Origin of the sequence: Saccharopolyspora endophytica (assembly GCF_018070075.1) — a bacterium.
Taxonomy (GTDB): Bacteria; Actinomycetota; Actinomycetes; order Mycobacteriales; family Pseudonocardiaceae; genus Saccharopolyspora; species Saccharopolyspora endophytica.
The window spans coordinates 81707-108612 of the sequence record NZ_JAGPXE010000011.1; the positions used below are offsets into that span (position 1 = coordinate 81707).

General features: G+C 71.9%; 26 protein-coding genes and 1 pseudogene. 11 read left to right on the plus strand and 16 right to left on the minus strand.

Annotation, left to right across the window (positions count from 1 at the left end; genetic code table 11):
• Window positions 1-16: 16 nt before the first annotated feature.
• Window positions 17-1189, minus strand: a complete 1173-nt coding sequence (locus KBO27_RS23825) for a PP2C family protein-serine/threonine phosphatase (RefSeq protein ID WP_246537898.1) — start codon at window positions 1187-1189, stop codon at window positions 17-19.
• 129 nt (window positions 1190-1318) lie between these two features.
• Here KBO27_RS23825 and KBO27_RS23830 point away from each other — a divergent pair, with 129 nt between their 5' ends.
• Together KBO27_RS23830 and KBO27_RS34845 are read left to right on the plus strand one after the other, a co-directional pair.
• Complete coding sequence (locus tag KBO27_RS23830; protein ID WP_246537899.1) at window positions 1319-1693, plus strand: STAS domain-containing protein; 375 nt, start codon at window positions 1319-1321, stop codon at window positions 1691-1693.
• Window positions 1694-1752: 59 nt separating this feature from the next.
• A pseudogene (locus KBO27_RS34845) lies at window positions 1753-2154 on the plus strand (ATP-binding protein); the annotation flags it as partial.
• A gap of 114 nt (window positions 2155-2268) precedes the next feature.
• Here the strand turns inward: KBO27_RS34845 and KBO27_RS23835 are convergent.
• The 6 genes from KBO27_RS23835 to KBO27_RS23860 are packed head-to-tail and all read right to left on the minus strand — an operon-like array spanning window position 2269 to window position 8364.
• Window positions 2269-3558, minus strand: a complete 1290-nt coding sequence (locus KBO27_RS23835) for a UDP-glucose dehydrogenase family protein (protein ID WP_210972119.1) — start codon at window positions 3556-3558, stop codon at window positions 2269-2271.
• A gap of 28 nt (window positions 3559-3586) precedes the next feature.
• Complete coding sequence (locus tag KBO27_RS23840; protein WP_210972120.1) at window positions 3587-4315, minus strand: hypothetical protein; 729 nt, start codon at window positions 4313-4315, stop codon at window positions 3587-3589.
• Window positions 4306-4992: an SDR family oxidoreductase gene (locus tag KBO27_RS23845; protein WP_210972121.1), complete on the minus strand. Its 687-nt coding sequence runs from the start codon at window positions 4990-4992 to the stop codon at window positions 4306-4308. The genes KBO27_RS23840 and KBO27_RS23845 overlap by 10 nt, the downstream gene beginning before the upstream one ends.
• On the minus strand, window positions 4976-6337 hold the full coding sequence (locus KBO27_RS23850) for a PfkB family carbohydrate kinase (RefSeq protein WP_210972122.1): 1362 nt from the start codon (window positions 6335-6337) through the stop codon (window positions 4976-4978). Before KBO27_RS23850 ends, KBO27_RS23845 begins: the two co-directional genes overlap by 17 nt.
• A 15-nt stretch (window positions 6338-6352) precedes the next feature.
• Entirely contained in the window at window positions 6353-7360 is a 1008-nt protein-coding gene (locus tag KBO27_RS23855; RefSeq protein WP_246537900.1) for a glycosyltransferase, read from the minus strand.
• Window positions 7357-8364 carry a glycosyltransferase family 9 protein gene (locus KBO27_RS23860; RefSeq protein ID WP_307870580.1) on the minus strand — a complete coding sequence of 336 codons (1008 nt, stop codon included), beginning with the start codon at window positions 8362-8364 and terminating at the stop codon, window positions 7357-7359. The genes KBO27_RS23855 and KBO27_RS23860 overlap by 4 nt, the downstream gene beginning before the upstream one ends.
• A gap of 305 nt (window positions 8365-8669) precedes the next feature.
• On the opposite strand from KBO27_RS23860, the gene KBO27_RS23865 reads away from it, so the two are divergent.
• From KBO27_RS23865 to KBO27_RS23875, 3 genes are read left to right on the plus strand one after another with little or no spacing between them, the layout of a single operon-like run.
• Complete coding sequence (locus KBO27_RS23865; RefSeq protein WP_210972124.1) at window positions 8670-9527, plus strand: glycosyltransferase family 2 protein; 858 nt, start codon at window positions 8670-8672, stop codon at window positions 9525-9527.
• A complete protein-coding gene (locus KBO27_RS23870) occupies window positions 9524-9940 on the plus strand; it encodes a GAF domain-containing protein (protein WP_210972125.1) in 417 nt (138 codons plus the stop codon). Before KBO27_RS23865 ends, KBO27_RS23870 begins: the two co-directional genes overlap by 4 nt.
• Before the next feature lie 2 nt (window positions 9941-9942).
• Entirely contained in the window at window positions 9943-10833 is an 891-nt protein-coding gene (locus KBO27_RS23875) for a glycosyltransferase family 2 protein (RefSeq protein ID WP_210972126.1), read from the plus strand.
• On the opposite strand, the gene KBO27_RS23880 is transcribed toward KBO27_RS23875, so the two are convergent.
• Window positions 10821-12218: an MFS transporter gene (locus KBO27_RS23880; RefSeq protein ID WP_307870581.1), complete on the minus strand. Its 1398-nt coding sequence runs from the start codon at window positions 12216-12218 to the stop codon at window positions 10821-10823. The two genes, KBO27_RS23875 and KBO27_RS23880, sit on opposite strands and share 13 nt — an antisense overlap.
• A 295-nt stretch (window positions 12219-12513) precedes the next feature.
• Between KBO27_RS23880 and KBO27_RS23885 the strand changes: the two genes are divergently transcribed.
• The 3 genes from KBO27_RS23885 to KBO27_RS23895 are packed head-to-tail and all read left to right on the plus strand — an operon-like array spanning window position 12514 to window position 13898.
• On the plus strand, window positions 12514-12744 hold the full coding sequence (locus KBO27_RS23885; protein ID WP_210972127.1) for a hypothetical protein: 231 nt from the start codon (window positions 12514-12516) through the stop codon (window positions 12742-12744).
• Window positions 12745-12757: 13 nt separating this feature from the next.
• Window positions 12758-12952, plus strand: a complete 195-nt coding sequence (locus KBO27_RS23890; RefSeq protein WP_210972128.1) for a hypothetical protein — start codon at window positions 12758-12760, stop codon at window positions 12950-12952.
• A 52-nt stretch (window positions 12953-13004) separates the two neighbouring features.
• Window positions 13005-13898 (plus strand): polysaccharide pyruvyl transferase family protein, encoded by an 894-nt coding sequence (locus KBO27_RS23895; RefSeq protein ID WP_210972129.1) that lies wholly within the window; start codon window positions 13005-13007, stop codon window positions 13896-13898.
• Window positions 13899-13913: 15 nt separating this feature from the next.
• On the opposite strand, the gene KBO27_RS23900 is transcribed toward KBO27_RS23895, so the two are convergent.
• The 8 genes from KBO27_RS23900 to KBO27_RS23935 form a co-directional block, all read right to left on the minus strand.
• Window positions 13914-14303: a DUF2267 domain-containing protein gene (locus KBO27_RS23900; RefSeq protein ID WP_210972130.1), complete on the minus strand. Its 390-nt coding sequence runs from the start codon at window positions 14301-14303 to the stop codon at window positions 13914-13916.
• Window positions 14304-14413: 110 nt separating this feature from the next.
• Window positions 14414-15538, minus strand: coding sequence for a hypothetical protein (locus KBO27_RS23905; RefSeq protein ID WP_210972131.1), 1125 nt, complete (start codon window positions 15536-15538; stop codon window positions 14414-14416).
• An 89-nt stretch (window positions 15539-15627) separates the two neighbouring features.
• The gene (locus tag KBO27_RS23910; protein ID WP_210972132.1) at window positions 15628-16554 is read right to left on the minus strand and encodes a glycosyltransferase family 9 protein; all 927 of its coding nucleotides are present in this window, start codon (window positions 16552-16554) and stop codon (window positions 15628-15630) included.
• Window positions 16551-17126, minus strand: coding sequence for a D-sedoheptulose-7-phosphate isomerase (locus tag KBO27_RS23915; protein WP_210972133.1), 576 nt, complete (start codon window positions 17124-17126; stop codon window positions 16551-16553). The genes KBO27_RS23910 and KBO27_RS23915 overlap by 4 nt, the downstream gene beginning before the upstream one ends.
• Complete coding sequence (locus KBO27_RS23920; protein ID WP_210972134.1) at window positions 17123-18355, minus strand: glycosyltransferase; 1233 nt, start codon at window positions 18353-18355, stop codon at window positions 17123-17125. The genes KBO27_RS23915 and KBO27_RS23920 overlap by 4 nt, the downstream gene beginning before the upstream one ends.
• A complete protein-coding gene (locus KBO27_RS23925; RefSeq protein ID WP_210972135.1) occupies window positions 18352-19893 on the minus strand; it encodes an HAD-IIIA family hydrolase in 1542 nt (513 codons plus the stop codon). The genes KBO27_RS23920 and KBO27_RS23925 overlap by 4 nt, the downstream gene beginning before the upstream one ends.
• On the minus strand, window positions 19890-21527 hold the full coding sequence (locus KBO27_RS23930) for a carbamoyltransferase family protein (RefSeq protein WP_210972136.1): 1638 nt from the start codon (window positions 21525-21527) through the stop codon (window positions 19890-19892). Before KBO27_RS23930 ends, KBO27_RS23925 begins: the two co-directional genes overlap by 4 nt.
• A gap of 145 nt (window positions 21528-21672) precedes the next feature.
• Complete coding sequence (locus KBO27_RS23935) at window positions 21673-22626, minus strand: NAD-dependent epimerase/dehydratase family protein (RefSeq protein ID WP_210972137.1); 954 nt, start codon at window positions 22624-22626, stop codon at window positions 21673-21675.
• A gap of 285 nt (window positions 22627-22911) precedes the next feature.
• Here KBO27_RS23935 and KBO27_RS23940 point away from each other — a divergent pair, with 285 nt between their 5' ends.
• From KBO27_RS23940 to KBO27_RS23950, 3 genes are all read left to right on the plus strand, one after another.
• The gene (locus KBO27_RS23940) at window positions 22912-23919 is read left to right on the plus strand and encodes an NAD(P)-dependent oxidoreductase (protein ID WP_210972138.1); all 1008 of its coding nucleotides are present in this window, start codon (window positions 22912-22914) and stop codon (window positions 23917-23919) included.
• Window positions 23916-25004, plus strand: coding sequence for a DUF1015 family protein (locus KBO27_RS23945; protein ID WP_210972139.1), 1089 nt, complete (start codon window positions 23916-23918; stop codon window positions 25002-25004). The genes KBO27_RS23940 and KBO27_RS23945 overlap by 4 nt, the downstream gene beginning before the upstream one ends.
• 210 nt (window positions 25005-25214) lie before the next feature.
• Window positions 25215-26891, plus strand: coding sequence for a phospholipase D family protein (locus tag KBO27_RS23950; RefSeq protein ID WP_210972140.1), 1677 nt, complete (start codon window positions 25215-25217; stop codon window positions 26889-26891).
• Window positions 26892-26906: the final 15 nt, after the last annotated feature.

Genomic DNA, 26906 nt, shown 5'->3' on the forward strand with positions numbered 1-26906 from the left:
CGCGAGTCCGTGGTCGTCACCTGCTCAGGACCAGCAGCGTGACGTCGTCACCGGATGACGCCGAGGTCATCAGCTGGTTCATCACCGCAGCGCAGACGTCGCTCGCGGATGCGCAGAGGACCGATTCGCACAGGGCCTTCAGCCCGATGTCGATCGGCTGCTGGCGGCGTTCGATGAGCCCGTCGGTGTAGAAGCACACCACCGACTCCGGCGGCACGTCGATCTCGGTCGAGCGACGCCGCCGCTTCGACACCGCGACGCCGACCGGTGGGTCGACCGCGGCGTCGACGACCTCGCCGCGCTCTCCGGGACGAGCCATCACCGGTGCCAGGTGCCCGGCGAGCGAGAACTCGAGTCGCGCCGCGTCCGGGTCGTAGACCGCGTAGCAGACGGTGGCCATGGCATCGGGCTCGAAGTGGGTGACCTTGCGGTCGAGCTTGTGCAGCACGCGTGCGGGGTCCTCGTCGTCGAGCGCGTAGGCCCGCAGCGCGCTGCGCAGCCGCCCCATGACCACGGCCGCCGACAGACCGTGCCCGACGACGTCACCCACGACGATCCCGACCCGCCCCGACGGAAGCCGGAAGACGTCGTACCAGTCACCGCCCACCCCGTTGTCCGCGCCGCCGACGTAGCGACCGTCCATCGAAACGCCGGGGATCGCGGGCAACCTGCCGGGGAGCAGGCTGTGCTGCAACACGGTCGCCGCGATGCGCTCGGCCCGCGAAGCGCCCGCCTGGGAGACCGTGGCGATGCGGTCGGCGGCGACCTGGACCAGCCGTGCGTCCTCGTCGGCGAACTCGCGCTCGTTGAAGGAACCGACGCACAGCACTCCGATCGTGTCGCCGTCGGCGACCATGGGCGCGCCCACGAGCGAGCTGATGCCCTTGTCCCGCAGCGCTCGGCTGACCAGCAGCTCGTCGACCACGCGGTCGAAAACGCATGCCTCGCGGCCGGCCAGCACGGTGCCGGCGAAACCGTGGCCCACCGGCATCCGAACACCTTGCTTGACGTCGTCCTCGATGCCGACCGCTGCGGTGGCGATCAGCTCCTCGCCGTCGGCGTCGAGCAGCAGGACGGTCGCCATGTCCACGTCCAGGACATCGCGCACTCGCGCCAGGATTTCGCGCAGCAGTTCGTTGACATCCAGGTGTGCGAGCGAGGTGTCCGTGACCAGTTCAATGCGTCGCAAACGCTCCTCGGCGGAAGATTCCGCGGAAGCATGCATGTCGGCCAGCATAACCGTGGCGCGGCAGCGGTGTCCGCCCCACGGCGGGCGGCCTCTTCGCCAGCGCGGACCGCGACCGCCACCATGGAGCACATGACTCCCGACATCACCGAAGAGCAGGCACCTTTCAGCACGGTGACCGAGTGGTCGGGCCGCACGTCGTTCGTCACCGCGAACGGTGAGGTCGAACTGGTCAACGCACCTCGACTGGGAGCGGTCCTAAACCAGGTGGTCGACGAACGACCTGACGTGCTGGTGCTCGACATCACGGCAGTCACGTTCCTGTCCTCCGCAGGCCTGGCAGTGCTCGTGCGCGCTCACCGCAACTCCTCCGCGGTCGGTGCGCTCTTCCGGGTCGTCGCGAACAACCCGGCCACCCTGCGCCCGATCCAGCTCATGGGGTTGGACCAGGAGTTCGAGGTCTTCGCCGACGGGGAAGGGGCACTCGTCGGCGCGGCGGGTTTGTGATCGGACGAGCCCGCCTACCCTGGAAGCGGGAACTCAGCCCGGACGATGAGGACACATCTATGGCACGCGCTCAACCAGGCGGGCCGGAGCCGGCTTCCGAGGAACGCGACGACCTCCGCCGCCACGGCGTGCGCGCAACCGCCGACAACCTGCCGGTGCTGCGCGACGAAGTGGACGAGTGGGCCCGCGCCGCGGGGCTCGAAGACGGGATCGTCGAATCGTTGGCGTTGGCCACCTACGAGGCGATGGCCAACGCCGTCGAGCACGCTTACGGCGGCGCTTGCGGAGTTCTCGACGTGGACGCGGTCCTCAGTGGAACCGGGGTCGAGGTCGCCGTGACCGACCACGGCACGTGGCGCGCACCGGATGACAGCGACGATCAGCGCAGGCGCGGCCTGCCGCTCGTCGAGCGGCTCGCCGACGAGGCGGTGGTGACCTCCGGGGAGCACGGCACCCGGGTGCGGATGCGCTGGAGCACCTCGGAGCCGCGAAACGACGCCGCGGCGCCGCGGATGCTTGAGTCCGACGTGGACGGTGCGAGCCGTCCACCTCGGACTCGTGGCCCGCTGATCACATCACCGCAGCGTGCGTCCGGTTCCTCGCCAGATCATCCCCTCGCGCGTGAGCGCGCGGGGGTCGAGCTGGTTGCGAGCGTCGACGAGGACCGGTGCCCGCATCACCTCGGCGACCTTCGCCCAGTCCAGCACCGCGAACTCCGCCCAGTCGGTCAGCAGCACCACGACGTCAGCGTCCTCCGCGGCCAGGTACGGATCGGCGACGCACCGAATCCGCTCCACCTCGGACCGCTCCGCGCACGTCGGGTCGTAACCGCGCAGTCGCGCGCCCAGGTCGGACAGCATCCGCGCCACCGCGAGGGCCGGTGATTCGCGCAGGTCGCCGGTGCCCGCCTTGAACGTCAGACCGAGCAGACCGATCCGCGAGCCCGACACGTCACCGCCGCAGCAGTCCACCACCTTGCGCACCACCCGTGCCTGGTGGTGCGCGTTCGCGCGGACGGCGGCGCCCAGCAGCGGAAACCCCACGCCTGCGGAATCGGCGGTGTGGAGCAGGGCTGCGGTGTCCTTCGGCAGGCAGGAGCCTCCCCAGCCCGGCCCGGCGCTCAGGAACGACGGCGCGACGCGGTGATCGCGCTTCATCCCCTCGGTGACCACGTCGATGTCGCCGCCGGTGCGCTCGCAGAGCTCGGCGAGGTCGTTGACGTAGGAGAGCTTGGTGGCCAGGAAGCCGTTGGCGGCGTACTTGACGAGTTCGGCGCTGACCGGGTCGATCAGCACCGCGCGCGCGTCCAGCGGGTCGTAGAGCGAGGCCACGCGTTCGGCCGCCTGCTGCTCCTCGGCACCGACCACGACGCGGGCCGGGTGCAGGAAGTCCTGGACCGCGAAGCCCTCGCGCAGGAACTCCGGGTTGCTGACCACGGCTACGTCCTCGCGCCCCAACAACCGGGTGAGGCGCATGGCCGTTCCCACCGGCACGGTCGACTTGGTGACCACCACCGCTCCGCGCGGCAGCAGCTCGCGGACCTCGTCGGCGACGGTTTCCACGGCGCTGAGGTCGGCTGCGCCGTCGGCGCCCATCGGTGTCGGCAGGCACAGGAACAGGATCTCGGCCGCGGCGACGGCCCGCGCGCTGTCCCGGGTGAATCGCAGGGAGCCTGCGGCCACCGCTTCCGAGACGAGCTCGTCGAGGTCGGGCTCGCGGATCCCCACCTCCCCCCGCGCCAACTTCGCGATCTTGTCCCCGTCGACGTCGCAGCAGGTCACGTCGTGGCCGAGCCTGGCCAGGCACGCGCCCGTGGTGAGGCCGACGTAGCCGCAACCGATCACGACGACCCGTTCCGCATCCATCCGCTCCTCCTGCGAAAACCCCTCGCCATCACAAGGTTTCGAGCTCCGCGAGCACCGGTGGTGGCCGGTCCTCCCGCAGCCGCGTCGCAGGTGCGCACCGTGGCGAATCCCCGCGCTGCCCGGTGTCGGCACCGATGCGCGGGTCCGCCCGGACGCACTCGATCACCCTGTCCACGTCCGCGCCGACCGCACGGCACAGTTCGGCCAGCTCGTGGAAGTACTCGCGCTCCACTTCGAGGAGCCCGTTGGTCGCGTGCAGCACCAGGTCGGCGCTGTCGAGGTCGCAGTGCAGCGGCGGCACGGGCACACCCGCCAGGACCACGTCGGCACGCACCAAGGCCTCGGCGTCGTCGGCGCCGAGCACGGCGTAGTCGGCACTCAGGAAGTCCTCCAGCGCAGAGCCTTCTCGCAGCAGCTGCGGGTGGCTCACCACCGGCCTGCCCAGCGCCGCCTGGAGATCCCGGGTGCACTCCCAGGGCGGGAGCGCGCAGTTGATCACGGAGCTGCCCGGTGGGGTGGTGACCTCATCGGCTCCGCAGACGAACACGGCATCGGGATCGGCCAGCTCGCCGAAGCTCAACGCACCGCTGCGGCGCAGGCTCCGCACCAGGTCCTGCAGCCGCGGTTCGCTCGCCGGCACCGCCGGGTCCGGGCGGGCGCAGCTCACCCGGAGACCGCTCCAGGCCAGTCCGGTGGCGACCGCGATGGCGGTCAGCCCGTCACCCAGCACGCGGGCGCGCAGTTCTCTCACGGCCATGACGACTCCTCCGAGTGGCACACGACGAGCTCGCGGACCTCGCAGCCGACCGGCTGCCGCAGTGCGAACAGCACCGCTTCGGCCACGTGCTCGGGACGGTTGAGCTTGGCGTCCTGCGGTGGCTTGTACTGCTCGGGCCTGCCGTCGAAGAACGCGGTGCGCATCCCGCCCGGTACCAGCATCGTCACCCCGACCCGGCCGCTGAGCTCGGCGGCCAGCGCCCGGGACAGGCCGACGACGCCGAACTTCGAGGCGCAGTAGGCGGAGGCGTCGGGCAAGCCCTTGAGCCCGAGAGTGGACGAGCAGGTGACCACCGTGCCCCGGCTCTCCTCCAGGTACGGCAAGGCGGCCCGCACGACGGCGGCCGTCCCCAGCAGGTTGACCTCCACCACGCGTTCCCAGTCCTCGGCGGGAACCGACTGCAGCGAACCGCAGGCATCGGTGCCCGCGGCGGTGAACACACCGTCGAGACCGCCGGCTGCGTCGGCCATCTCGCGCACCGCGCGCTCGGCCGCGCGTCGGTCGGCCAGGTCGACCTGGGCGTGCTTCACCGGAGCCGAGGGCACCTCGCGGTCGAGGACCAGCGGGGTACCACCGGCCGCGATCACCGCCTCGACGACCGCCGCACCGAGGCCCGACGCGCCTCCGGTGATCACGACATTACCCGGCCCGTTCATGGAGTTCCTCCCGTTTGACGTCCACTTCCAGCAGGTTCCGCAAGATCCGCGTGGTCGAGTACCCGCCGACGAGCGGGACCCGGACGATTTCGCCGCCGTACTGCTCGACCACCTTCGCCTCGGGCAGCCGAGACGGTTCGTAGTCGCCGCCCTTGACCCACACGTCCGGTCTGAGGGTGGCCAGCAGCTCGCACGGGGTCGTCTCCTCGAAGACCGCGACTGCGTCGACGGATTCGAGCGCCTCCAGCAGGCACTTGCGGTCCTCCACCCCCACCAGCGGACGCGGAGCGCCCTTGAGCCTGCGCACCGAGGCGTCGGAGTTCAGGCAGACGACGAGGGCGTCGCCGAGCCGCCTGGCCTGGTTGAGCAGGTCGACGTGGCCAGGGTGGAGCAGGTCGAAGCAGCCACCTGCCGCGACGAGCCTGCCGCCGCGCTCCCGGACCCGCTCGACCACGTCCAGACCGTTCTCGGACGCCGGTCGGTCGTCCACTGTCCAGGCACCGGCGCCGCCGGAAGCCACGAACCTGCTGGCCGCCAGCACCGCGTCGGCGACGGCGTCCGATGTGGTCTCGCCGCGGGCCAGCGCGAGGGCGACGGCGACGGCGAAAGCGTCTCCGGCCCCGCAGGTGTCGGTCGTGGTGTCCAGCTGCGGCGCTGCGACGAGCTCGCAGCTCGGTGCGAGGGCGGCGCCGCGCTCGCCCATGGTCACGGCTACCGCTGCGCACTCCCACTCGCGCCACAGCGCCATCGCGCCCGCCGGTTGCGCGGTCATGCCGCTGAACCGCATCGCTTCGGCTTCGTTGGGCACCACGAGGTCCGCCCGGGCCACCGGCGCGGCTCCTCGCGGGTGCGGGTCCCAGATCATCGGTGTGCCTGGCGGCAGGCGGGAGAGCTCGTGGCGCAGCCGGGAGTTGCTCGCGGCTCCGCGACCGTAGTCGGCGATGAGCACGGCATCGGCGCTGCGCAGTTCCCGCACGACCGCCGGCCCCGGGACCACGTCCGGCACGGCTCCCGCGCCGGAGTCCAGCCGCACGACCGATTGGCCGCCGGCGCGCACCCGGGTCTTGCTGGGCGTCCCACCGGTGAACGGCAGGTCCACCAAGCGGACGCCGGCCGGCAGCAGGCGGTCGATCTCGTACCCGGCGGGATCGGCACCGCGGCCGCTGATCAAGGTCACCTCGATGCCCTGGTCCGCGGCCAGCGCCGCGGCGAGCGCGGCTCCGCCGGGCCTCCCGCGTCGCGACTCGACGTCGACCACCGGCACGGGCGCGTCGGGGCACAGGCGGGAGGCGCTCCCGGTCAGGTCCAGGTCCAGCAGGGCGTCGCCCACGATGACGACCTTCACGTCGACCTCCTCGGGTCACCGGCGCACTTCGTGCAGGAGCGCCGTCCAGTCGGTCAAGAACCTCTCCAGCGAGTACTGGCTCAGCACCGCTCGCCGGGCCGCCTCACCGGCTTCCCGGGCGCGGTCAGGATCAGCGGTGAAGGCGGCGACCGCGTCGATCAGCGCGTCCATCCGCGTGGAGACGACACCCGCTTCGGGTGGCACGGCCTCGGAGACCTCGGTGGCCGCGACGGCCACGACCGGCATGCCCAGGTGCATGGCCTCCAGCAGCGCCAGCCCGAGCGAGGTCCACCGGTAGGGGTGCAGGTACACGCGGCGGGCCGCCAGTTCGGCGTGCATCTTCGGCTGCGGCAGGTCTTCGTGGGGCGTGATGCGGTCGCAGCCCAGCACCTGCGGGAGGTCCCGCACCTGCATGCCGAACACGTCCAGCGGCGCCCCTCCGCTCAATCGGGGCAGCAGGTCGGTTCCGGCGATGTGACTGCGCCGCACCGGTTCGTTGACCACCACCCCGGCGTGCGGCACGGTTCCGGTCCAGCGGTGGCCGGGATCGACGATCCCGTGCTCGATGACGGTGTTCGGCGCTCGCCCGTTGTCCCACCACATCTGGTTGAAGTGGGTGACGTGCGCGATCGGGATGTCGTCGCGGTCGGCCACGGGATGCCGGTCGGGGCCCGCGGGACCGCGCGGCGTGTCGTGCTCCACGTAGACGGCCGGGAGGTCGACGCCCGGTCGGCGGCCGGTCCACAGCCGGGTGAGCTCGAGCTCGTCGGGGCGTTGGAGCACCACGACGTCGATGCGCTCGTCGTGCAGCCGGCCGGGTTCGACCTCCACGGCGTTGTCCGGCCACGTGACGGTCTGCGAGCGCCCTCTCCCGTCGGGTCCGCGATCGGCGGTGGCGGGCACCAGGTAGGTGTGCGGCCCGTGCACGAACGACGTCGTCCACGACCCGTGCCTGTGCCACACCAGGATTCGCAGTCCTCCCTGCGAATTCGGCGTGGTGCCGGGTGTTACGGAGCTCGTCATGACGTCACCTCCGCGACCGCGGCGGCGACCTCTTCCGGGGTCACCAGCGTCAGGCACGGGTGGCCGGGCACCGGGCAGTACCGCGCGCGGGTGTTGCGGCACGGGGCGAACTGCTCGCCGAGCACGACCCGCGGAACGCCGTAGGGAGCCCAGCGGGCCGCGCTGACCACGGGTGCGAACAACGAGACCACGGGTGTTCCCACCGCCGCGGCAAGGTGGGCAGGCCCTGTGTTGGGCGCGACGACGGCGTCGGCGCCGTCGAGAACCGCCGCCAGCTCCGGGAGGTCCGTGCGCCCGCCGAGGTCGATGCCGGAGTGCCCGGCCACGTGCGCGGTGAGCTCCCGATCGGCCGGTGCGCCCGTGACGACCACCGCCCGTCCGGCCGCGGCCAGTTCGCGCACCGCCCCTCGGCAGCGGAACATCGGCCACTCCCGCGCGGGGACCGAAGCGGCGGGGTGCACCACGACGTAACGCCGCCGGCCGACGAGGTGACCGACGTCGGGGAGCGGGCGGCGCACCGCCAACCTCCCGTCATCGCCGTCCGGCAGTTCGAATCCGGCGGCGCGCGCCAGCGACAGCGCGCGTTCGGGCTCGGCCGGATCACCCTCGACCCGGTGCCGCACGTCCAGCAGCGATCCCGGGTAGTCCTCGCTGATCGCCGCGATCCGCTCCACACCGGCCATCCGCAGCAGCAGCGCCAGCGGCAGCGCGCTCTGGTGGAACGAGGTGAACACCACCGCCGAATCGGCGTCGATCTTGCGCAGCACCTCGGAGAACTCGTGGATCGCCGATTCGGTGACCGGCGGTGGTGCCGGGTCGATCCACGGCGCGCACCAGGTCACGACCTCGTCCACGCCGGGCAGCATCTCCGCCGCCGCCGCACCGCGCGGTCCGGCGAGCATGACCACGGATTCGGCGTGCGCCGCCACGGCCCGCACCGCCGGACCCGCGAGCAGCACGTCGCCGAGGTTGTCCTGGCGTGCGACCAGCACCCGGCCCTTCACCGTCCCACCTCGGCGTGGTGCCGCAGGCGGGGAAGAACGGGTGCTGCGTGCGTAACCGGAACGAGCACAGCTGCGCCTCCCGCGTGTCGTCCTGCTCGGTGCGATCGGCGTCCGCATCGGCGACGCCCGTCCATACCGCTACCCAGCGAAGCGGCTCCCCTACACATGTGCGCACGAGTTTCGCCTCCGCAGGAGTCCACCCGGGGCGATCGAGCACGCTGTGCGAGCGACTGCGGAGTTTTTCGCGCCCGGTGCGGGTAACCGCGAGAAGGTGGCTCTCCGCCGCCGTTCTCCGGGAGTGCAGAATGGATCGACGAACCAACACCGACGTGGTGATCGCGACGCGCAACCGGCGCGAAGAGCTGCTCCGCACCGTGCGCAACCTCCTCGACCTGCGTCCCCGCCCGCGGATCGTCGTGGTCGACAACGCCTCGACCGACGGCACCGCCGAAGCGGTCGCGGAGCTGCACCCGCGCGTGGAGCTGATCCGCGCGCCGCACAACCTCGGGGCAGCCGCGCGCAACCTCGGTGTGCTGAGCTGCCGGGCCGAGCACGTCGCCTTCAGCGATGACGACTCGTGGTGGGAGCACGACGCGCTGCCGCGCGCCGAACAACTCTTCGCCGCCCACCCCGACGTGGGGTTGATCGCGGGCAAGACCCTGGTCGGCGAGCTCGAGCGCACCGATCCGGTCAACGACCTCATGGCGCGCTCACCGCTGCGGAGCTCGGCGGAGCTGCCAGGCCCGCGAGTGCTGGGTTTCACGGCGTGCGCAGCCGTGGTCCGGAGGCGAGCTTTCCACGAGGTCGGCGGCTTCGACCCGATGCTCTTCTTCGGCGCCGAGGAGAAGCTGCTCGCGTGCGATCTCGCGGCTGCGGGATGGGAACTGGTCTACGCCGAGGACGTCGTCGCTCACCACCACCCGTCCGACGCCCGGTTGAGCCGTTCCGAGCGGGAAGCCCTGGAACTGCGCAACAATCTGCTGATCTCCTGGATGCGCAGATCCCCGTCGGCGGCGGCGTCCGAGACGCTGCGCGCCCTGCGCCGCTCCCGGCCTGCGGTCGCCGGTGCGCTGCGGCGGTTCCCGATGGCGATGCGCCGCAGACGGCGGCTCCCCCGGCGAGTGGAGCGCGAGCTGACCGCCGTGGAGTCCCAGACGTCATGACGACCTACGAGACCCCGTCCCACGTCCCCCGGCTCTCCGAGCTGCTGCGGTACGTCCCGCACGCCGACATGGCCGTGCTCGGCACGACCGCCCCGGAACCGGCGGTCCTCGCCCACACCGACGAGCGTGCTCGGTCCCTGGAAGTCGACCAGCTGCGCACCGGCAAGGGGCCGAGCGTGGAGGTCGCCACCTCGCAGCGCGCGGTTCTCGCCGATCTCAACCAGATCAGGACCTACTGGCCGGACTTCGCCCGCCGCGCCCGCGAGCTGCGGTTGCACAGCCTGCTCATCGTGCCGCTGGAACCCGCCTTCCCCGCCGGTGCGCTGAGCCTCTACGCGCACCGCTCGCACGCGTTCGGCGACCACGACGAGGACGTGGTGCGCCGATCCCTGCCCGACCTGGTGCGGAGGTGAGCATGTTCGGGACCACGGTGGTCATCGCGACGCACGAACGCCGCGAGGAGCTCCTGCGCACCCTCGGCCACATGACCGCGCTGCCCGACGCGGCACCGATCATCGTGGTCGACAACGCCTCCCGCGACGGGACGGCTCCCGCGGTGCGACGCCACTTCCCCGAGGTCGAGCTCCTGGCGCAAGACCGCAACCTCGGCGCGTGCGCCCGCAACGTCGCCGTCGACCGGGTCCGCACCCAGAACGTGACCTTCTGCGACGACGACACCCGCTGGCAACCGGGCTCGCTGCGGCGGGCCACCGAGCTGCTGGACCGCCACCCCGAGATCGGCGCGGTCATGGGCCGCTGCCTGGTCGAACCCGATCTCGTCGAGGACCCGCTGACCCCGGAGCTGCGCTCCTCACCGGTGCCCGCGCCGCACTGGCTGCCCGGCCCGGCGTTGCTGAGCGTGATGGCCGGGCTCACCACCTTCCGCACCAGCGCCTTCCGCGAAGCCGGGGGGTTCTCCGAACGGCTGTGGCTCGGCGGCGAGGAGGAGCTGCTGGCCCTGGACCTGGCAGCGCGTGGCTGGTGGTTGTGCTGGTCGCCGGACGTGGTGATCCACCACGCGCCTTCCCGCGCGCGGGACCCCCGACGGCGCAGGGGCCTCGGCATCCGCAACACGCTGCTGACCGCGTGGCTGCGCCGACCGGCTGGTAGCGCCCTGCGGCGCACCGCCCAGGTCCTCCGTTCGGCTCCGAAGGACCGGTGCACGGCCGCCGCAGTGCTGGAAGCGCTGCGGTCGTGCCGGTGGGTGCTGCGGGAACGCCACGTGGTGCCCGCCGAGGTCGAACGCGGTCTGCGCCTGCTGGAGGAGCCGCAGCACCATTCCGCAGCGCGCCGCTACGTGGGCTGATGCGCACGCGCGCGGGCGGCGCGACGTCCGCCGGTGATCCGCTGCCCCGGTCGCGTCCACCGCGGCCCGCGACCGGGTCGCGCAGTCGCTCTGCCGGGCAGCGGTGGGTGCACGGGCTGCGGTGGCGTGGGGTGCACCCCGGCCAGCCGCGCCCAGCGCTGCTCGGCGGGCATGGCGCGGCGCTGCGGGGAACGGGCGAACAGCAACCAGGCCACGGCGGTGGCCACGACGGTGGCGGCGCCGGCGATCTCCAACGCCGGTCCGGGCCCGGCGAACTCCGACAGCCAGCCCAGCAGCGGGCCGCCGATGGCACCCGACGCCGCGGTCACGATCCCCTTGGCGGCCAGGACTCGACCGCGCATGTCCTCATCGGTGTCGAGCTGGATGCGGGTGCTGGTCGCGGTGTCGAGGACCACCGCACCGATCGCGATCGGCACCAGCAGCGTCGCGAAGCTCCACAGGGTGGGGGTGGCACCGCTGAAGAACTGCAAGACGCTGGTGCCCAGCGCACTCCACAGCACCAACCGCAGCGTCAAGTTCTTGCAGGCCGCCGCGACGAAGCCGCCGAGAACCGTCCCGGCGGAGAAGATCACCGACAGCATCCCGTAGCCCTCCGGCCCGGCCGCGAGCGGGCCTTCGCTCATCGCCGCCATCGTGACCTGGTAGTTGCGCCCCAGGCAGGACAGCACGAAACCGAGCAGGAACATCAGAACCAGCGGCCGGTGGCCGAGCACGTACCGGACGCCCGCCTTGATGCCGGTCCGCTCCGCCGTGCTCGTGGCGAGGTGGAACATCCCCTCCGGACGGACCTTGCCGATCGCCAGCAGCACAGCGCCGAAGCTCACCGCGTTGATCACGAACAGCAGCGGGACGCCGGTGACGGCCACCAGTGCGCCTGCCAACCCCATGCCGAGGATCCGGCCACCCGAGCTCAGGATCGACCCCAGGCCCAACGCGTTGCTCAAGTCCTCGCGCGGCACCAGCTGCGAGCCGAAGCGGCCGAGCGCGGGGCCGTCGAAGACCGTCACCACCCCGCCGGCCAGCGCCAGCGCGTAGACGGCCGACAGCGGGCCGTCGACCCACGCCACCCCCGCCAGCACCAGCGCGAGCACGCCGTGGAGTGATTGGGTGACCAGCAGCACGCGCTTGGTCGGCCACCGGTCGGCGACGGATCCGGCCACCGAGCCCAGCAGCACGCCGGGCAGCAGTTGGAACAGCAGGGAGAGTCCGAGCAGTCCGGGCGAACCGGTCTTGACGAGCACGAACCAGTTCAGCGCGAGGTTCTGCATCCACGCACCGGTGACGGAGACGAGATCGGCGACCGCCCAACGGCGGTAGTTGGGATGTCGGAGCGCGCGGAACATCGGGGCCACGGCTGCGCGCACGTGGAATTCCTTTCCGGAAGGCGAATGGTCGATTTCCGGCGCAGTTCTGCTCGGAAACCGACACGAAGGTGCCACCCGATTCGCCGAGATCGACACGTTTTGTGCCCGGGCTCTCAGCAATTGCGGGGAAATTCGAGAACATTCCCACGCACAGCCGAATGACTGCGCACGAAGAGTCAATGACTGGCCGATGGAGCGCTCACCGAGGGTGAAACGCCCCCGCGCCGGGTTTGACCGCTTCCGCCGCTGCCAACCCCGGGGGTGCGAGCGGAAATCCGCGACGAGGAGGAATCCCATGGCCGGCGAACCCGAAAGCCCGGTGAAGGACAAGAACTACAACCTCATCACCGTGTTGCAGTTGTCCTTGCACCACGCGTGGATGCTGGACCAGTACGTCAAGGATGCCGAGTCGCAAGGCGATGACGAACTCGCCAAGTGGCTGCACCGGATTCAGGACAACAACCTGAAAGCCGGTGAACAGGGCAAGCAGATGCTGCTGAAGCGACTGCAGCACGAGAACGGTTGAGAGGGATCAGCACATGCCTGGTGACCGGATCCGGCAGTTGACCGAGCGAGTGCGCAACGGCCTCGCACAGCGCGCGCCCGCGAAGTCCGAGGAAGAGAACGCCTCCCCCGATCAGCAGAAGCGTCGATCCGGCAGGGCGAACTCGCTGCTCGAAACCGGTCCGCGCGTCCCGCCGGAGTCGGGACCCCACGAGAAGAAGAAGCGCTGATGGGTGGTGCCCCGGAGGACCGGGGCACCACCTCCTTCACGACGGGGGCCCGATGCGAGCGCTGGTGACGGGGTGGGCGAGCTTCCTGCACGGGGAAGCCACCGCCGGTGACGTCGCGAGTCTGCACCGGGTGGCCGCACGGCTGGCCACCGACGGCATCGACCACGACATCGTGCTCAGCCCCGCATTCGCCCCAGGCGCAACGCACTTCGACGACGCTGATCCGAACGACTACACCCACGTCATCTTCTGCTGCGGGCCCGCGCACGGCTGGCAGGTCGACGAGCTGCACCACCGGTACTCGGGGTGCACCCGGATCGCCGTGGGCGTCTCCGTGATCGACCCGGAATCGCCCGCCACCAAGGGCTTTCACGTGCTCCTGCCGCGAGACGGGCCGGGCCTGCGCGCCTCACCGGACCTCGCCGCCGGTCTGGACCCTCGCCGTACCCCCGTGGTGGGAGTCGTGCTCGCACCGGCGCAACCGGAGTACGCCGACCGCACCAGGCACGGCGAGACGCACGAGATCCTGCAGCGCTGGTTGGCCGGGCTGGACGCAGCGCGAATCCCGCTGGACACAAGGCTGGCTCGCGGCGACTGGCGGCTGTGCTCGACGCCCGAAGCGTTCGCCGCCCTCGTCGAGCGCACCGACGTCGTGGTCACCACTCGTCTGCACGGACTCGTTGTCGCGCTGTCCGCGGGCGTTCCCGCGCTCGCCGTCGATCCCGTCTCCGGCGGGGGCAAGGTCACCGCGCAGGCGGGCGCGCAGGACTGGCCCGCGGTCATCGGCGCCGACGAGCTCTCGGAAACCGAGCTGGATCGCTGGTGGCGGTGGTGCAGGTCCGACGAGGGAGCCTGCCGAGCCGCTGCGGCCCGCCGCTCGGCAGGCACCGATTCGAGTCCGCTGGACGCGCTGGCACGCCACCTGCACGCCGCCGCGCTGGGGTGACGGCAGGCGCGCGCGTCAGGCCAGTTCCGGATGGCCGAAGAACGTCGCGAACCCGCTGGGCAGCTGGCTGAGCACGTGGTTGAGCTCGCCGCCGTCGATGCTCTCGGTCACCGTGGTGAGCACGGCGCTGACGTCCCAGCGGGCCGTCTCCGTGCTCGCGCCCTCCAAGCGGGCGGCGACAGCTCCTGCGAACCCGTCCGGGGACAGGTCCGGCATCGGCCGCTCCTCCGCGCGCAGAGCCCCGGCCAGGTCGCCGGGCAGCTGCGCGGCGAGGTCCTCGGCCTCCTGAGCGGTGATGCGGGCGCCGAGCACACCCAGCACGCAGCGCGTGACGTGCTCGGCGCGCTCCCTCGACTCGTACTCACCGAGCCGACGGACGGTCGCGATGAACTCGTCATACCTCATGACGCACCTCCCGAAACGCGGTCGTGCGTGGCCACCCCGGGGGTTTCCACCGGCGGCCGAGGTGAAAACAGCCGGAGGAACCGGAAGTTGATGCCGGGCAACGCGATCGTTCAGTGCTGCCCGGACTCGCGCTGCTCGCGGCGGCGCCGGGCGCGGCGTTCCCGCTCGCGCTTGCTGTAGGTGGCCCGCCGCACCGCTGACTCGGTCTCCAGGCTCGACCCCAGGGCCCCCGCGACGGTGCCCATCGAGCTCGCCAACCAGGACAGACCCAGGTAGTCCAGAGGGGTCGCCGGGTGCCCGAGCCGACCGCTGAGGTATTCAGGGCTGATGACCGTCGCCGAGCCCAGCGCGGTCAGCCCGAACAGCAGCACGTACATGCACAGCACGCCGATGGACACCGTCAGCAACGTCGCGGCGTTGTACATCCGGGTCTTGTGCACCGCCGCGCCGCCACCGGGACGCTCCCACAGGCTGTTGTGGACGATCAGCCAGCCGACCATCACCGCCACGGCGAAGAGGTTGATCAGGACCAGGCGCACCGGTGCGAGGCTGTCGGCCAGGCTCCAGATGCTGGGGAAGAACACGCCGAAGGCGGCCGTCCCGGCAGCCGCCGCCACCGCGCGCGACAGCCCGGGCACCAGCCACCAGGGCCGGTTGTCGCGGACCATGCCGAACAGCAGGCGCATCCTGCCGACCCGGCCAGGCAGCACCAGGTTCGAGTCGATGTTCTCCTCGCTGGATCGCACCTGCCGGATTCGAACGCCGAACACGCCCCAGGCGCCGGAGTGGTACCCGTCGCGCTCGCGGTCCGATGCGATCCCCAGCGTTTCCCTGGCGAGCAGACCGACCAGGTGCACCACGACGCGGCGGGCGTAGGGCAGCAGCCGGATCGAGCCGATCGCCGGCACCGACGCCAAAGCCGCTCCGCTGCTCGTGTCCGCGTCGGCGACCACCGCTCCCTCGGGTTCGATCCTCGGGAGGTCGGTCAGGCAGACCAGCAGGTCCCAGTGCTCGCTGCGCCCCTTCTCCTCGGCCTTCTCGGCGATGTCGATCGTGCCGTCGTCGCCCAGCGGCAGTTCCTCCGAACTCGCCAGCACGCGCCAGTCGACGTCCTCGGAGACCCGGGAGCGGAGTTGGTCCGGGACCTCCTCCGCGAGCCGCTCGGCGATCTCGGTCGGAACACCGGGATCGGCGACGATGCCGACGGTGACCCTCCTGTCCACGTCCGAACCCATCGAATCTCGCTCTCGTCACATCGGCCACGACGGGGAATTTCCACCTCGGGGAGCGGCGAAACCCGCAACGGCCGACGAGCGAGCTCGGCTCACGCCAGCCGCACCGCTCTGCGCGCAGCGTCGATCACCTGCCCGGTCGTGATGGCCAGCAGTCCGGGATCTGGGTCGGAGGCGAAGGTGTCGCCGCTGCGCCCGTGCCACAGCGCGACGTGCCGGGCGTCGGCAGGCGGCCCCCAGCAGCGGGGCGCGACCGGTCCGAACAGCACCACCGACGGCGTCCGGAAAGCGCTGGCCAGGTGCGCGATGCCGGTGTCGCCGCAGATCAGCAGGCGGGCGTGGGCCACCAGGGCGGCCAGCTCGCGCAACCCGGTGCGTCCGGCCAGCACGGAGTTCGCCGGCAGCCCCGCGAGCTCGGCCACCCGCGCAGCGCGCTCGTGCTCGGATTCGGAACCGGTGAGCACCACGTCGAAATCCGCGTCCGCGGCCCAGCGCGCCACCTCGGCGTAGCGCTCCACCGGCCACAGCCGAGCGCCGTGGCTGGCACCCGGGTGCACGATCGCCACGCCGGCTCGGGGGCGGTTCAGCGGCGTCGGCAGCAGCAGGTCGTCCGGGTCGGCGTCGATGTCGTAGTGCCGCAGCAGCCGGCACCAGCGCTGCCGCTCGTGCTGCTCGGCCTCCCAGTCCGGGCCGGCGACGGGGGGAGCCGCCGGGTGCCGGTGGGACAGGACCCGGCGCGCTCCCGTCGAACACACCGCGCGCACCGACTCCGGCCCGCTGCCGTGCAGGTTCACCGCGACGTCCGGGCCGGACCGCTGCCAGCGGAAGTCCACCAGCCCGCCGGTGGGCACCCACTCGTCCACCTCGGGCAGCAGGGGCAGCAGCTCCGCCAGCGGTTCGGGTGCGGCCAGCAGCACCCCGTGGTCGGGAAAAGCGCGCCGCAGGCCGCGCAACGCGGGCACCGCGGTGAGCAGGTCGCCCAGGCCGAGGGCCCGGAGCACGAGAACCGTGTCGATCACCGACGTTCCGGTACCCGATCGATCGTCAGCGCGTCGAACTCACCGCACAGCGCGTGGATCAGCGCCAGGTGGATCTCCTGCACCGTGGCCACGCCGGGCGCTTCCACGGCGATCACGTCATCGCAGACCGCGGCGAGATCGTTGGGAGCAGGCCCGGTCAACGCCCAGGTCAGCACACCCAGCTCCCGCGCGGTCTTGGCAGCGGCGAGCACGTTCTGGCTGCGGCCGCTGGTGGACAACGCGACCAGCACATCACCGGAACGACCGTGCGCGCGCACGGCCCGAGCGAAGACCTCCTGCTCGCCGTAGTCGTTGAGCGTGGCGGTGAACGCCGAGGTGTCGGCGTGCAGCGCGATGGCCGAGTACGGCCTGCGATCGCGGAGGAACCGCCCGGTCAGCTCACCCGACAGGTGCTGCGCTTCCGCAGCGCTGCCACCGTTCCCGCAGGTCAGCAAGCGCGCTCCGGCCGTGAGGCGGCCCGCGAGCGTTCCCGCCCAACTCCGCAGCTTCGGCGCTGTGGAGCTGATCTGCCACGCGGCTGCGCCCAGGTCTTGGAAGTGCTGCTCGATCACGGTGCTCCCCCTCCCGGCGCGGCGGCGACCGCGGCCCGCCTGGACCGCGCCGAACGCACCTGCTGGTAGATGTCCTCGGCTTCGCCGACGAGCCGATCCCACCCGTAGCGAGCCCGAACGCGGTGCGCGCCTGCGGTTCCCAGCTCCGCGCGCAGGCCCGGCCGATCCAGCAGCTCCCGCACGGCACGGGCGGTCGCCGTCGGATCGTGCGGTGGCACGTGCAGTCCCGTCCTGCGGTCGACGACGGTGTCGAGGTGACCCCCGACCGCGCTGACGACGACCGGAACGCCGCAGGCCATCGCCTCCGGCGGCACGGTGCCGAACGGCTCGTACCACGGCACGCTGACGACGACGTCGACCGACCGGTAGAGGTCGGGCGCGTCGTCGTGGGGCACTGGGCCGAGGAACTCGGTGCGGTCGGCGACACCGGATTGACGCGCCACCGCCTGCAACCGGTTGACCTCCGGATCGTCAGGCCACTCCCGCTCCGGCGGCCCGCCTGCGATGAGCAGCCGAGCGTCGGGGAGATCGCGCATCGCCCGGATCATCACGTCCACGCCCTTGCGCTCGACCAGCCTGCCGATGCTCAGGATTCGCGGGGCGCCCCGCTTCGGCTCGCGCGGCGCGGCCGGGGAGAACCGGTCGACGTCGATGCCGCACGGCAGCACGGCGGTGCGTTCCGGTGCCACGCCCATCTCGGCGAGCTCACCGACCTCGTCGGTGCAGGTGGCGATGACGAGGTCGGCCGCGCGGGCGATCTGCGCTTCCAGCTCGACGCGGCGCGGCGGGCTGGTGTCCTTCGCCCCCTGCTCGCGGCGCTTGACGCGGCCCAACGCGTGGAAGGTCTGCAGCACCGGCACGCCGAGCCCCGCGGCGCCGCGCTGCGCGGCGAGCCCGCTCATCCAGAAGTGCGCGTGCACCAGGTCCGGCAGTCGACGCCCCCAGTCCTCGGCGAGCCGCGCGGCGAAGGCGTCCATGTGGGGCAGCAGTTCGTCCTTGGGCACCGGCGCGGACGGGCCGGCCGGCACGTGCCGGACCGTGAAGCCCTCGTCCGTGCGCACCCGCTCCGGGAGCGTCGGCGAGTCGCGGCGGGTGTGCACGACGACGTCGTGGCCGCGCCGGGCGAGCCCGGTCGCCAGTTCGGCCACCTGCACGTTCTGCCCGCCGGCGTCGGCTCCCCCGAGAGCCGCCAGCGGGCTGGCGTGCTCGGAAACCATGTCGATCCTCATCGCGGCACCTCCTGCCGGACGGGACGCCGCGTCGCCGCGCGCACCCGGCCGTCCCGCAACACGCGGGCCACAGCCGCCTCGAGGGTCGGTGCCACCTCGGCTTCGACCAGCGCCCTGGTCGTCTCCTCCGTCCTGGTCCGCTCGGTGGGCACCAGGATCGCCCTGGCGCCCGCGGCCAGCGCTGCCGCGACGTCCGCTCCGGTGTCGCCGATGACCACGCAACTCCGCGGCAGCACGCGCAACCGGGCGGCGGCTCGTTCGATGAGCCCGGGTTTCGGCTTGCGGCAACCGCATCCGTCTTCCTCGTCGTGCGGGCACCACTGCCAGATGTCGAACGGCCCCAAAAGCCGCTGCACCGCTCCGTTGACGGCGGCGACGTCCTCGTCCCGGAGGAGTCCGCGCGCCACTCCGGACTGGTTGCTCACCACACCGATCGGGATTCCGGCCACCCGGAGCCGGTCCAGCGCTTCCCGCGCTCCGCTGACCGGACGCACGCGGGCCGGGTCACCGTTGTAGGGGACGTCGTGGACGAGCGTGTCGTCCCGGTCGAACAGCACCGCAGCAGGCATTTCCCTCGCGCCCGCGCGCACTTCCACCTCGCCGCGCAGTCGGTGCAGGCACGCTGCGGGCGGGATCAAGACGCTGGTGACCAGCATTCGAGCCACCTCGTCCGGCGTGCCCGGTCCCGGAGCGATCCGGCGGGCTGCGAACTCAGCGGTCAAACCGAGCCACACGGCACCACCGCAGGCGGCGGCTCGGCGCGCGCCGAGCGCCGAAGCCACGAGCGCGATCCCGCCTGCCACCGTGATGGCCAGGTGGCGGCGGATCCTGCCCCGGCCTTCACCGATCCGCATGCGCCACCGCTTTCCGTACTTGCGGCGCATGATGGCGTTGTCGGCGTTGCCCCGTTGCGCGCGCACGCTGGCGAAGAAGCCGGCGGGGCGCGCGGGGTGGCTGGTCACACGCGCGCCGTTGACCAACCGCCACCCCGCGGCCTGCACCCGCAGCGCCAGGTCGGCGTCCTCCCGGAAGGCGCGCCGGAACTCCTCGTCGAAGCCCCCGCAGGCCGACAGCACCTCGCGCCGGTAGGCCATGTCCGCAGTGATCCACAGCGCGTCGGCGAGCGCGGCGGTGTCGCGTTCGCCATCGGTGGGCCGCCGCTCGGTCGGCAGCGGGACGACGATGTCGGCCTGGCAGGCCCCCACGTCCGGACCGACGTCGAGGTCGTCCTCGATCCGCTCGCGCCAGTCCGCGGCGGGCACGACGTCGTCGTCCAGGAACACGACCCACTCGGCGTCCGCTTCGCGCCAACCGATGTTGCGCGCTGCGGCAGGACCGCGTCCGCCGGAACGCACGACGCGGATCGGCAGCTCGCTGCGCGGTAGCGGAAGCGGTTCGCGCGGGCCGGGCCGGTCGTCGACCAGCACGACCTCGCGGGGACCGGGGCCGCGCCCGGTGTCGAGGGCGGCCAGGGTTCCGGCGAGGCTGTCCCGGCCCATCGTCGGGATGACCACCGCGTAGTCGCCGCGGGCGGTCATGACCGCTCACTCCCGCGGTGGACCACGAACGGCCCGATCACGAGCAGGTCGATCGGCGACGCTCCGAAGCACTCCAAGGCGTCGACCGGGCTGTCGACCATGGGGCGTCCCGCGGTGTTGAAGCTGGTGTTGATCAGCGCCGGCACACCGGTGCGAGCCGCGAAGGAGTCGAGCAGCCTGGCCACCAGCGGTTCGGCGGCCCGGTCGACGGTCTGCGGCCGCGCGGTGCCGTCGATGTGCACGGCGGCGGGTATGCGGTCCTGCCACTGCGGCGTCACGTCGTGCACGAACAGCATGTGCGGGCTGCTCTCCGGCCCCCGGGTGAACAGCTCACCGGCGCGTTCTGCCAAGACCATGGGTGCGACCGGGCGGAACTGCTCGCGGCCCTTGATGTCGTTGAGGCGCTCGACGTTGTCGGCGTTGCCGGGGTGGGCGAGCAGGGATCGGTGTCCGAGCGCACGCGGGCCGAACTCGCTGCGCCCCTGGAACCAGCCCACCGACGCGTCGCGCGCCAGCGCTTCGGCTGCGACCTCGGCGACGTCGCTCGGGCGTTCGTAGGCGAGGTTCGCGGTGCGGAGGGCGTTCTCGATCTCCTCGTCGCTCCACCCGCGCCCGAGGTCGGCGCCGGGCATCGGCCTGATGGGCTCGTCGTGCTGCGCCGCGACCTGCAACGCTGCGCCGAGCGCGGTGCCCGAGTCACCCGCCGCGGGTTGCACCCACACCTCGTCGAACGGTCCTTCGCGAACGATCCGGGTGTTGGCCACGCAGTTCAACGCCACTCCCCCGGCCATCGCCAACCGACGTTCCCCGGTCGCCTCGTGCAGCCACCGCGCGAGATCGAGCAGCACTTCCTCCACCCGGGCCTGCACGCTCGCGGCGAGCTGAGCGTGCTTGTCCCCCAGCCGTTCCTGAGCGCTGCGACGGGGAGCCCAGCGCTGCCAATCGATGGGCTCGATCTCGTAGTGCCCATCGCCGGTGCTGCGCACCAAGTCCCTGAGATCCGGCAGGAACGCGGGTTCGGCGTAGGAGGCCAGCGCCATCACCTTGTACTCGTCGCTGGAACGGCGGAAGCCCAGGTGCTCGGTCAGCTCCTCGTACATCAGGCCGAGCGAGTGCGGCAGTCGCTGCTCGGTCAACGTGGTAAGCCGGCCACCGGTGCACCGTCCGGCAAGTCCTGAGGTGCTCTCACCGCGGCCGTCGGCGGTGAGCACGGCGCAGTCGCCGAAGGGCGCGGCGAGCGCGGCGGAAGCGGCGTGCGCCACGTGGTGCGGCACGAACACCACCGCATCGGGATCGAGCCCGGGCAGCGCGGTGGCCAGGAAGTGCGGCGCCCGTTGGGCGAACGTCGTGCGCAACCACTCCCACCCGGGATCCAGGCCCTCCACGGTCTCGTCCACCAGCGCCGGGTCGTAGGAGAAGGCCACCGCGTCCAGATCGGACGCCTCGATCCCGCCCTGGCGCAAGCACCACGCCGCGGCCTGCTCGGGCTGTTCCCACGCCGAGAACGGGACGGGCGTCTTGCCGTGCTTGCGGCGGGAGAAGCGCTCCTCCTCTGCCGCGGCCTCGGTGCGGCCGTCGACCACCAGTGCGGCGGCCGGGTCGTGGAAAACGGCGTTGATCCCGAGGATTCGCACGGTCGTCCTCCCGTCGTGCGCGGTGTCCACCCGAGCGCAGGCCCTGGTCCGTCCTGCCTATACCGCTACCCTGTGCAGCGACTCGTAAACACAGCCGGAGGCGTTCCTCCTTGGGGTGCAAGGAGAATTCGCCGACCCCTGGTGATCACGCGGCAGCGGGACGGTCGGCGAACCAGTCGATCGTGCGGCGCAGTCCCTCGACGACGTCGACCTGGGGCCGCCAGCCGAGCCGCTGCGTCGCGATGCTGATGTCCGGGCATCGACGGCTCGGTTCGTCGGCGACGGCAGCGGAATGGCTGATCGGCGAGGAAGTCCCGGTCAGCGACCGCACGAGCTCGGCGATCTCCAGCACCGTCATCTCGTCCGGGCGACCGATGTTGACCGGTTCGGTGTGGTCACCTGCTGCCGCGGCCAGCAGTCCGCGCACCGTGTCGTCCACATAGCACAGTGAACGCGTCTGGCTCCCATCACCGTTGACGGTGATGGGGTCGCCCGCCAGCGCTTGCGAGACGAAGGTGGAGACCAAACGCCCGTCGGTCGGCCGCATCCCGGGGCCGTAGCTGTTGAACAGCCGCACGATGCGGGTGTCGACCTGCCGGTGCGCGCGGTAGCAGGACGTCAACGCCTCGGCGTAGCGCTTGGCCTCGTCGTAGACCGCGCGCGGACCGACCGGGTTGACGTTGCCCCAGTAGTCCTCGCGCTGCGGGTGTTGCAGCGGGTCGCCGTAGACCTCGCTGGTGGAGGCCAGCAGGAACCGCGCGCCGGTGCGCTCGGCCAAGTCCAGCGCGTGCGCGGTGCCGTGGCTGCCCGCCTGCAAGGTCTCCACCGGCATCCGCAGGTAGTCCACCGGTGATGCGGGAGAGGCCAGGTGCAGGACGAGATCGACGTCCTCCGCGGACCAGGGTTCGCGGGAGATGTCGTGTTCGACCAGTTCGAACCGGGGGTCCGACTGCAGCTCCCGGACGTTCTCGACCCCGCTGCTGCTGAAGTTGTCCAGGCAGTGCACCACCGCGCCGCGGCGGAGGAGCTCCGCGCACACCGGCGCTCCCAGGAATCCTGCGCCACCGGTCACCACAGCGCGTCCGAACACCCACGACACCGCGACCACTCCCCTCGTCCCGCCGATCGCTCACCGGAGTTCCCCCTCCTGACCGGTCGACAAACGTTCGCCGGTGGCGGTCCCCGAGCCGGGTCGCGGCATCGCACTCGATTTCAGTCATCACTGATGCCGCAGGCCTATTCGAACAGTGCCCCGAACGAGGTGTTGACGCGTCCGGAAAGCCGGCCGCACCATTGCGTCATCAGCACCGAGGTGCGCTATGAGCAACACATATGTCCGCGTCTCCACCGCGCCGGGCGGTGCGCTGATCGTCTGGAGGGCCCGATGAGGATCCTGATCGCCGACGCCTTCCCCGAGGAACACCGGAACCGGCTCGCCGCAGCGCACGACTGCGACTACGCACCCGACACGACCGCGGAGCAGCTGCCCGCAGAGCTCTCCGGGTACGACTCGCTGGTCGTGCGCAGCACCCGCGTCACGGCTCAGGCGCTGGACTCCGCCGACGCGCTGCGGCTGGTGATCCGAGCCGGTTCGGGAACCAACACGATCGACACCGACGCCGCTTCCCGCCTGGGGATCCGCGTGTGCAACGTGCCCGGCCGCAACGCGATCGCGGTCGCCGAGCTGGCCTGCGCGCTGCTGCTGGCCATCGACCGCGACATCGCCGACAACGTGGCCGATCTGCGCGCGGGCAGGTGGGACAAGAAGCGCCACTCGCAGGCGCGCGGGATCTTCGGGCGCGACGTCGGCGTCGTCGGGCTCGGCCAGGTCGGCCTCGCGTTCGCCGAACGAGCCGCCGCGTTCGGCACGCGCGTGCACGCCGTGGCCAAGCCCGGCCGCGACCGGCAGACCCTGGAGCGCGCCCAGGACATCGGGATCACCTTCGTCGACGACCTCCCCGCGCTCGCACGCACCTGCGACGTGCTCTCGCTGCACGTGCCCGCGACCGACACCACCAGGCGGCTCGTCGACCGCGACCTGCTGGCTCAGGTGCGGCCCGGGACGATCATCCTCAACACCGCGCGCGGCGACCTGATCGACGAGGACGCGCTGATCGAGGCGATGGAGACCAAGGGAGTGCGGGCCGGCATCGACGTCTTCGCCGACGAACCCACCACCGGCACGGGCACCTTCACGTCCCGGCTCGCCGCGCACCCCAACGTCTGCGGCACCCACCACATCGGAGCGTCGACCGAGCAAGCCCAGCAGGCGGTGGCCGCCGAGACCGTGCGCGTGATCGAGGAGTACGCCGCGGGAACCGTCTTGCACTGCGTGAACCCGCAACCGCCCCGGGAGTTCGCCCCGTCCCTGCCCGCGAACGAGCGGTCATGAGCACCCCGCGCGCCGAGGCGACCGGCGCAGGAGTCATCGCGCGGCTTCCGCTCGGCCTGCGCGTGGACCGCCGTTGCGGCGAGGACCCGGCCGATGCGAGGCGGGCCCGGGAGGCGCAGGCCTCCGGTCGGTACCAGCGCTTGTCCGGTCCGGCTGTGGTCGTGTACCGCATCGCCAACGGGAACCACCAGCAGACCGGTGTCGTCGTGGAGGTTTCGCTCGAGCACTACCGGGCCGGGCGCATCCGGCCGCACGAGGCCACGCGGCCCGACCGCGACCGGCTGATGGATGAGCACATCGAGGAGTCCCGGATCGAGCGGACGCCGGTGACGCTCACCCACTCCCCCGACCGAGCCCTGCGATCGCTGACCGAGAAGGTCACCGCGACCGAGCCCGACGTGGACCTCACCGCCGAAGACGGGACGCGGCACACGGCGTGGTTCCCGCAGGACCCCGGCCTGGCGCGGGCCACCGAACTGGGCTTGGGCGGGGTCGATGCGCTGTACATCGCCGACGGACACCACAGGTTGGCCGCGGCCCGGCGCTTCGCCGCCCGCCACGACCTCGGCCCGGACCACCCGGCCGCGTTCACGCTCGCCGCGCTGTTCCCCGCCGACGAGATGCGCGTCTTCGGCTACCACCGCTGCCTGCCGGTGTCCCGCGAATCCGCTCCAGGGGTGCTCGAGAAGCTGAAGTCCCTGGCGGTGACCGAGAGGTGGGAGGAGCGCTCGGCGGCGCCCCCGGAGCCCGGGGTCGTGGTGGTGCGCTTCGCCGACGAGCACCACCGCCTGAAGCTGCGGCCGCACGGTCCGGACGGCCACGTGCGCACCTCGCTGGACATCGTCGCCCTCGACGAGGAGGTGCTGCCGGAGCTCGGGATCACGCCGACGTCCTGCGGCAACGGCCCGCCCGAGAGCTGTCGGAACCCCGCCGACCGGGCGGTGCTGTTCGCAGCCCACCCGCCCAGCGTCGAGCAGATCATGGCGGTCTCCGACGCAGGCCTGGTGATGCCACCGAAATCGACGTGGTTCGCACCCAAACCCGCCCGCGGCCTGTTCCTGCGCGACCTGACCGCCCCGGCCTGACCCGCCGATGTCCCCCGATCATCTGAGTGCGCTGTGCGAGCAGGCTCGCCGGAGCGGTCCGCGCTCCGGCGATGCGTAGAACGTGATCGCGGTGGGTAGCTCTGAGCGACGGGCGACCGACCCGGAGAGGACGGCAACCGCGAACGCGCGCGGAGCCGTGCTCCTCGTCTTCGGCCACCCGACGACACCCGCGGCACTTCTGGCAGGGACATGACCGAGACGACGAGAGCTTCCCCGGCAGAGTGGTTCTTGACGCACGCGGAGCGCGGCAACCCGTGGTCGAGGCTCGACGGTCGCGACCCGGGAGACGTCGCGTGGTCCGGTTACAACCTCGCGCAACCCTTGATCGACGGCGCGGAGTACTTCCCCCGGCTCGTCACCGAGCTGGCCGACGTCCGCGCCGGTGACCAGGTCTACCTCTCGGCCTGGATCGTCGATCAGGACAAGCAGCTCGACGGGACCGGAACGTCGATGAGGGAGCAGTTCGCCCGCGTTCTGCGCGACGGGGCGTCGGTCCACGCGCTGCTGTGGTGGCCGTACCTGGACCTCGACCACGACCTCGTCTCAGCGAACCGGGAATTTGCCTCCTCGTTGCGGGATATGGGCGGCAGCGTGGTGCTGGACCAGCGAGTTCGTCCAGCGGGCTGTCACCACCAGAAGTTCCTGGTGATCCGCCGCCCGGGGCGTCCCGAGCGCGACGTCGCCTTCCTGGGCGGGATCGACCCGTGCCCGAGCCGACTGGACCGGCACGAACATCACGGGGACGGCGACGTTCAGCTCTCCATCGACAGGGAGCGCTACGGCCGGCGGCCGGCCTGGCACGACGCGCACCTGCAGGTGCGCGGTCCCGCGGTGGCCGACGTCGAGCACTGCTTCCGGGAACGCTGGCAGGACGCCGCGATACGCCTGCGCGGTCCGCTCTCGCGACTCCGACGCCGCTTCGGTCGCGGCGAACCCGAGGCCGCGGAACTCCCCGCACAGCTGCCCCCGCCACCTCGCAGCGGCTCGCACTCGGTGCAGCTGCTGCGCACCTACCCGACGAAGCACCCCCCGTACCTGTTCGCCAGGCGCGGGGAGCGCAGCGTCGCGAAGGGCTACGCCAAAGCCCTCCAGCGCGCCCGGCGACTCGTCTACGTCGAGGACCAGTTCCTCTGGTCACCCATGGTGGCCGAAGTCTTCGCCGCGGCGCTGCGCCGCGAACCCGAGCTCCGCTTGGTCGCCGTGGTGCCCGCTCACCCGGAGAAGGGCGGAGCCGTGGAGGTCGCCACCTGCGACGCCGCGCAGGACAAGGCGCTGAGGCTGCTGTACGCCGCCGGTGGCGATCGCGTCGACGTCTTCGAGCTGGAGAACGACCGGGGGCTCCCGACCTACCTGCACTCGAAGGTGTGCGTCATGGACGACAGGTGGGCGGCCGTGGGCTCGGCGAACCTCAACCGCCGGTCCTGGACCTACGATTCCGAACTGACCGCAGCGGTGCTCGATGAACGGCAGCCGACGACCGGCTTCGCGCGCGACCTGCGCCTTCGGCTGTGGCGCGAGCACCTGGGACGGGATCGCGGGGAGGACTCGGGACTGACCGATCCGCGGGACGGCGTTGAGCTGTTGCGCAGCGCCGCCGCGGAACTCGACGCGTGGCACGAATCCGGTCGGAGGACGCCCCGACCTCGCGGGCAGTTGCGCAGCCACCCCCGGCGCGCGAAGTCCGCGGCGACGCGGTTGTGGGCGGTCCCCCTGGGCCGGCTGATGATCGACCCCGATGGCCGTCCACTGCGGGCCCGCCTGGCCGAATGGTCTCGCGACCGGGGGCCGGTCCGGGCTTGCGAGTCCGCGCACTCACCGCCGGGCCCCGAACCTCCCTGCGAGCCGCCGGACGGCAGCCGAAGCTGACCCACCGCCGCGTCC

Coding starts and splice junctions, on each gene's coding strand:
- KBO27_RS23830 (WP_246537899.1), top strand. CDS start 1,319: ATGACTCCCGACATCACCGAAGAGCAGGCACCTTTCAGCACGGTGACC.
- KBO27_RS23835 (WP_210972119.1), bottom strand. CDS start 3,558: ATGGATGCGGAACGGGTCGTCGTGATCGGTTGCGGCTACGTCGGCCTC.
- KBO27_RS23840 (WP_210972120.1), bottom strand. CDS start 4,315: ATGGCCGTGAGAGAACTGCGCGCCCGCGTGCTGGGTGACGGGCTGACC.
- KBO27_RS23845 (WP_210972121.1), bottom strand. CDS start 4,992: ATGAACGGGCCGGGTAATGTCGTGATCACCGGAGGCGCGTCGGGCCTC.
- KBO27_RS23855 (WP_246537900.1), bottom strand. CDS start 7,360: ATGACGAGCTCCGTAACACCCGGCACCACGCCGAATTCGCAGGGAGGA.
- KBO27_RS23865 (WP_210972124.1), top strand. CDS start 8,670: ATGGATCGACGAACCAACACCGACGTGGTGATCGCGACGCGCAACCGG.
- KBO27_RS23870 (WP_210972125.1), top strand. CDS start 9,524: ATGACGACCTACGAGACCCCGTCCCACGTCCCCCGGCTCTCCGAGCTG.
- KBO27_RS23875 (WP_210972126.1), top strand. CDS start 9,943: ATGTTCGGGACCACGGTGGTCATCGCGACGCACGAACGCCGCGAGGAG.
- KBO27_RS23885 (WP_210972127.1), top strand. CDS start 12,514: ATGGCCGGCGAACCCGAAAGCCCGGTGAAGGACAAGAACTACAACCTC.
- KBO27_RS23890 (WP_210972128.1), top strand. CDS start 12,758: ATGCCTGGTGACCGGATCCGGCAGTTGACCGAGCGAGTGCGCAACGGC.
- KBO27_RS23895 (WP_210972129.1), top strand. CDS start 13,005: ATGCGAGCGCTGGTGACGGGGTGGGCGAGCTTCCTGCACGGGGAAGCC.
- KBO27_RS23900 (WP_210972130.1), bottom strand. CDS start 14,303: ATGAGGTATGACGAGTTCATCGCGACCGTCCGTCGGCTCGGTGAGTAC.
- KBO27_RS23905 (WP_210972131.1), bottom strand. CDS start 15,538: ATGGGTTCGGACGTGGACAGGAGGGTCACCGTCGGCATCGTCGCCGAT.
- KBO27_RS23920 (WP_210972134.1), bottom strand. CDS start 18,355: ATGAGGATCGACATGGTTTCCGAGCACGCCAGCCCGCTGGCGGCTCTC.
- KBO27_RS23925 (WP_210972135.1), bottom strand. CDS start 19,893: ATGACCGCCCGCGGCGACTACGCGGTGGTCATCCCGACGATGGGCCGG.
- KBO27_RS23940 (WP_210972138.1), top strand. CDS start 22,912: ATGAGGATCCTGATCGCCGACGCCTTCCCCGAGGAACACCGGAACCGG.
- KBO27_RS23945 (WP_210972139.1), top strand. CDS start 23,916: ATGAGCACCCCGCGCGCCGAGGCGACCGGCGCAGGAGTCATCGCGCGG.
- KBO27_RS23950 (WP_210972140.1), top strand. CDS start 25,215: ATGACCGAGACGACGAGAGCTTCCCCGGCAGAGTGGTTCTTGACGCAC.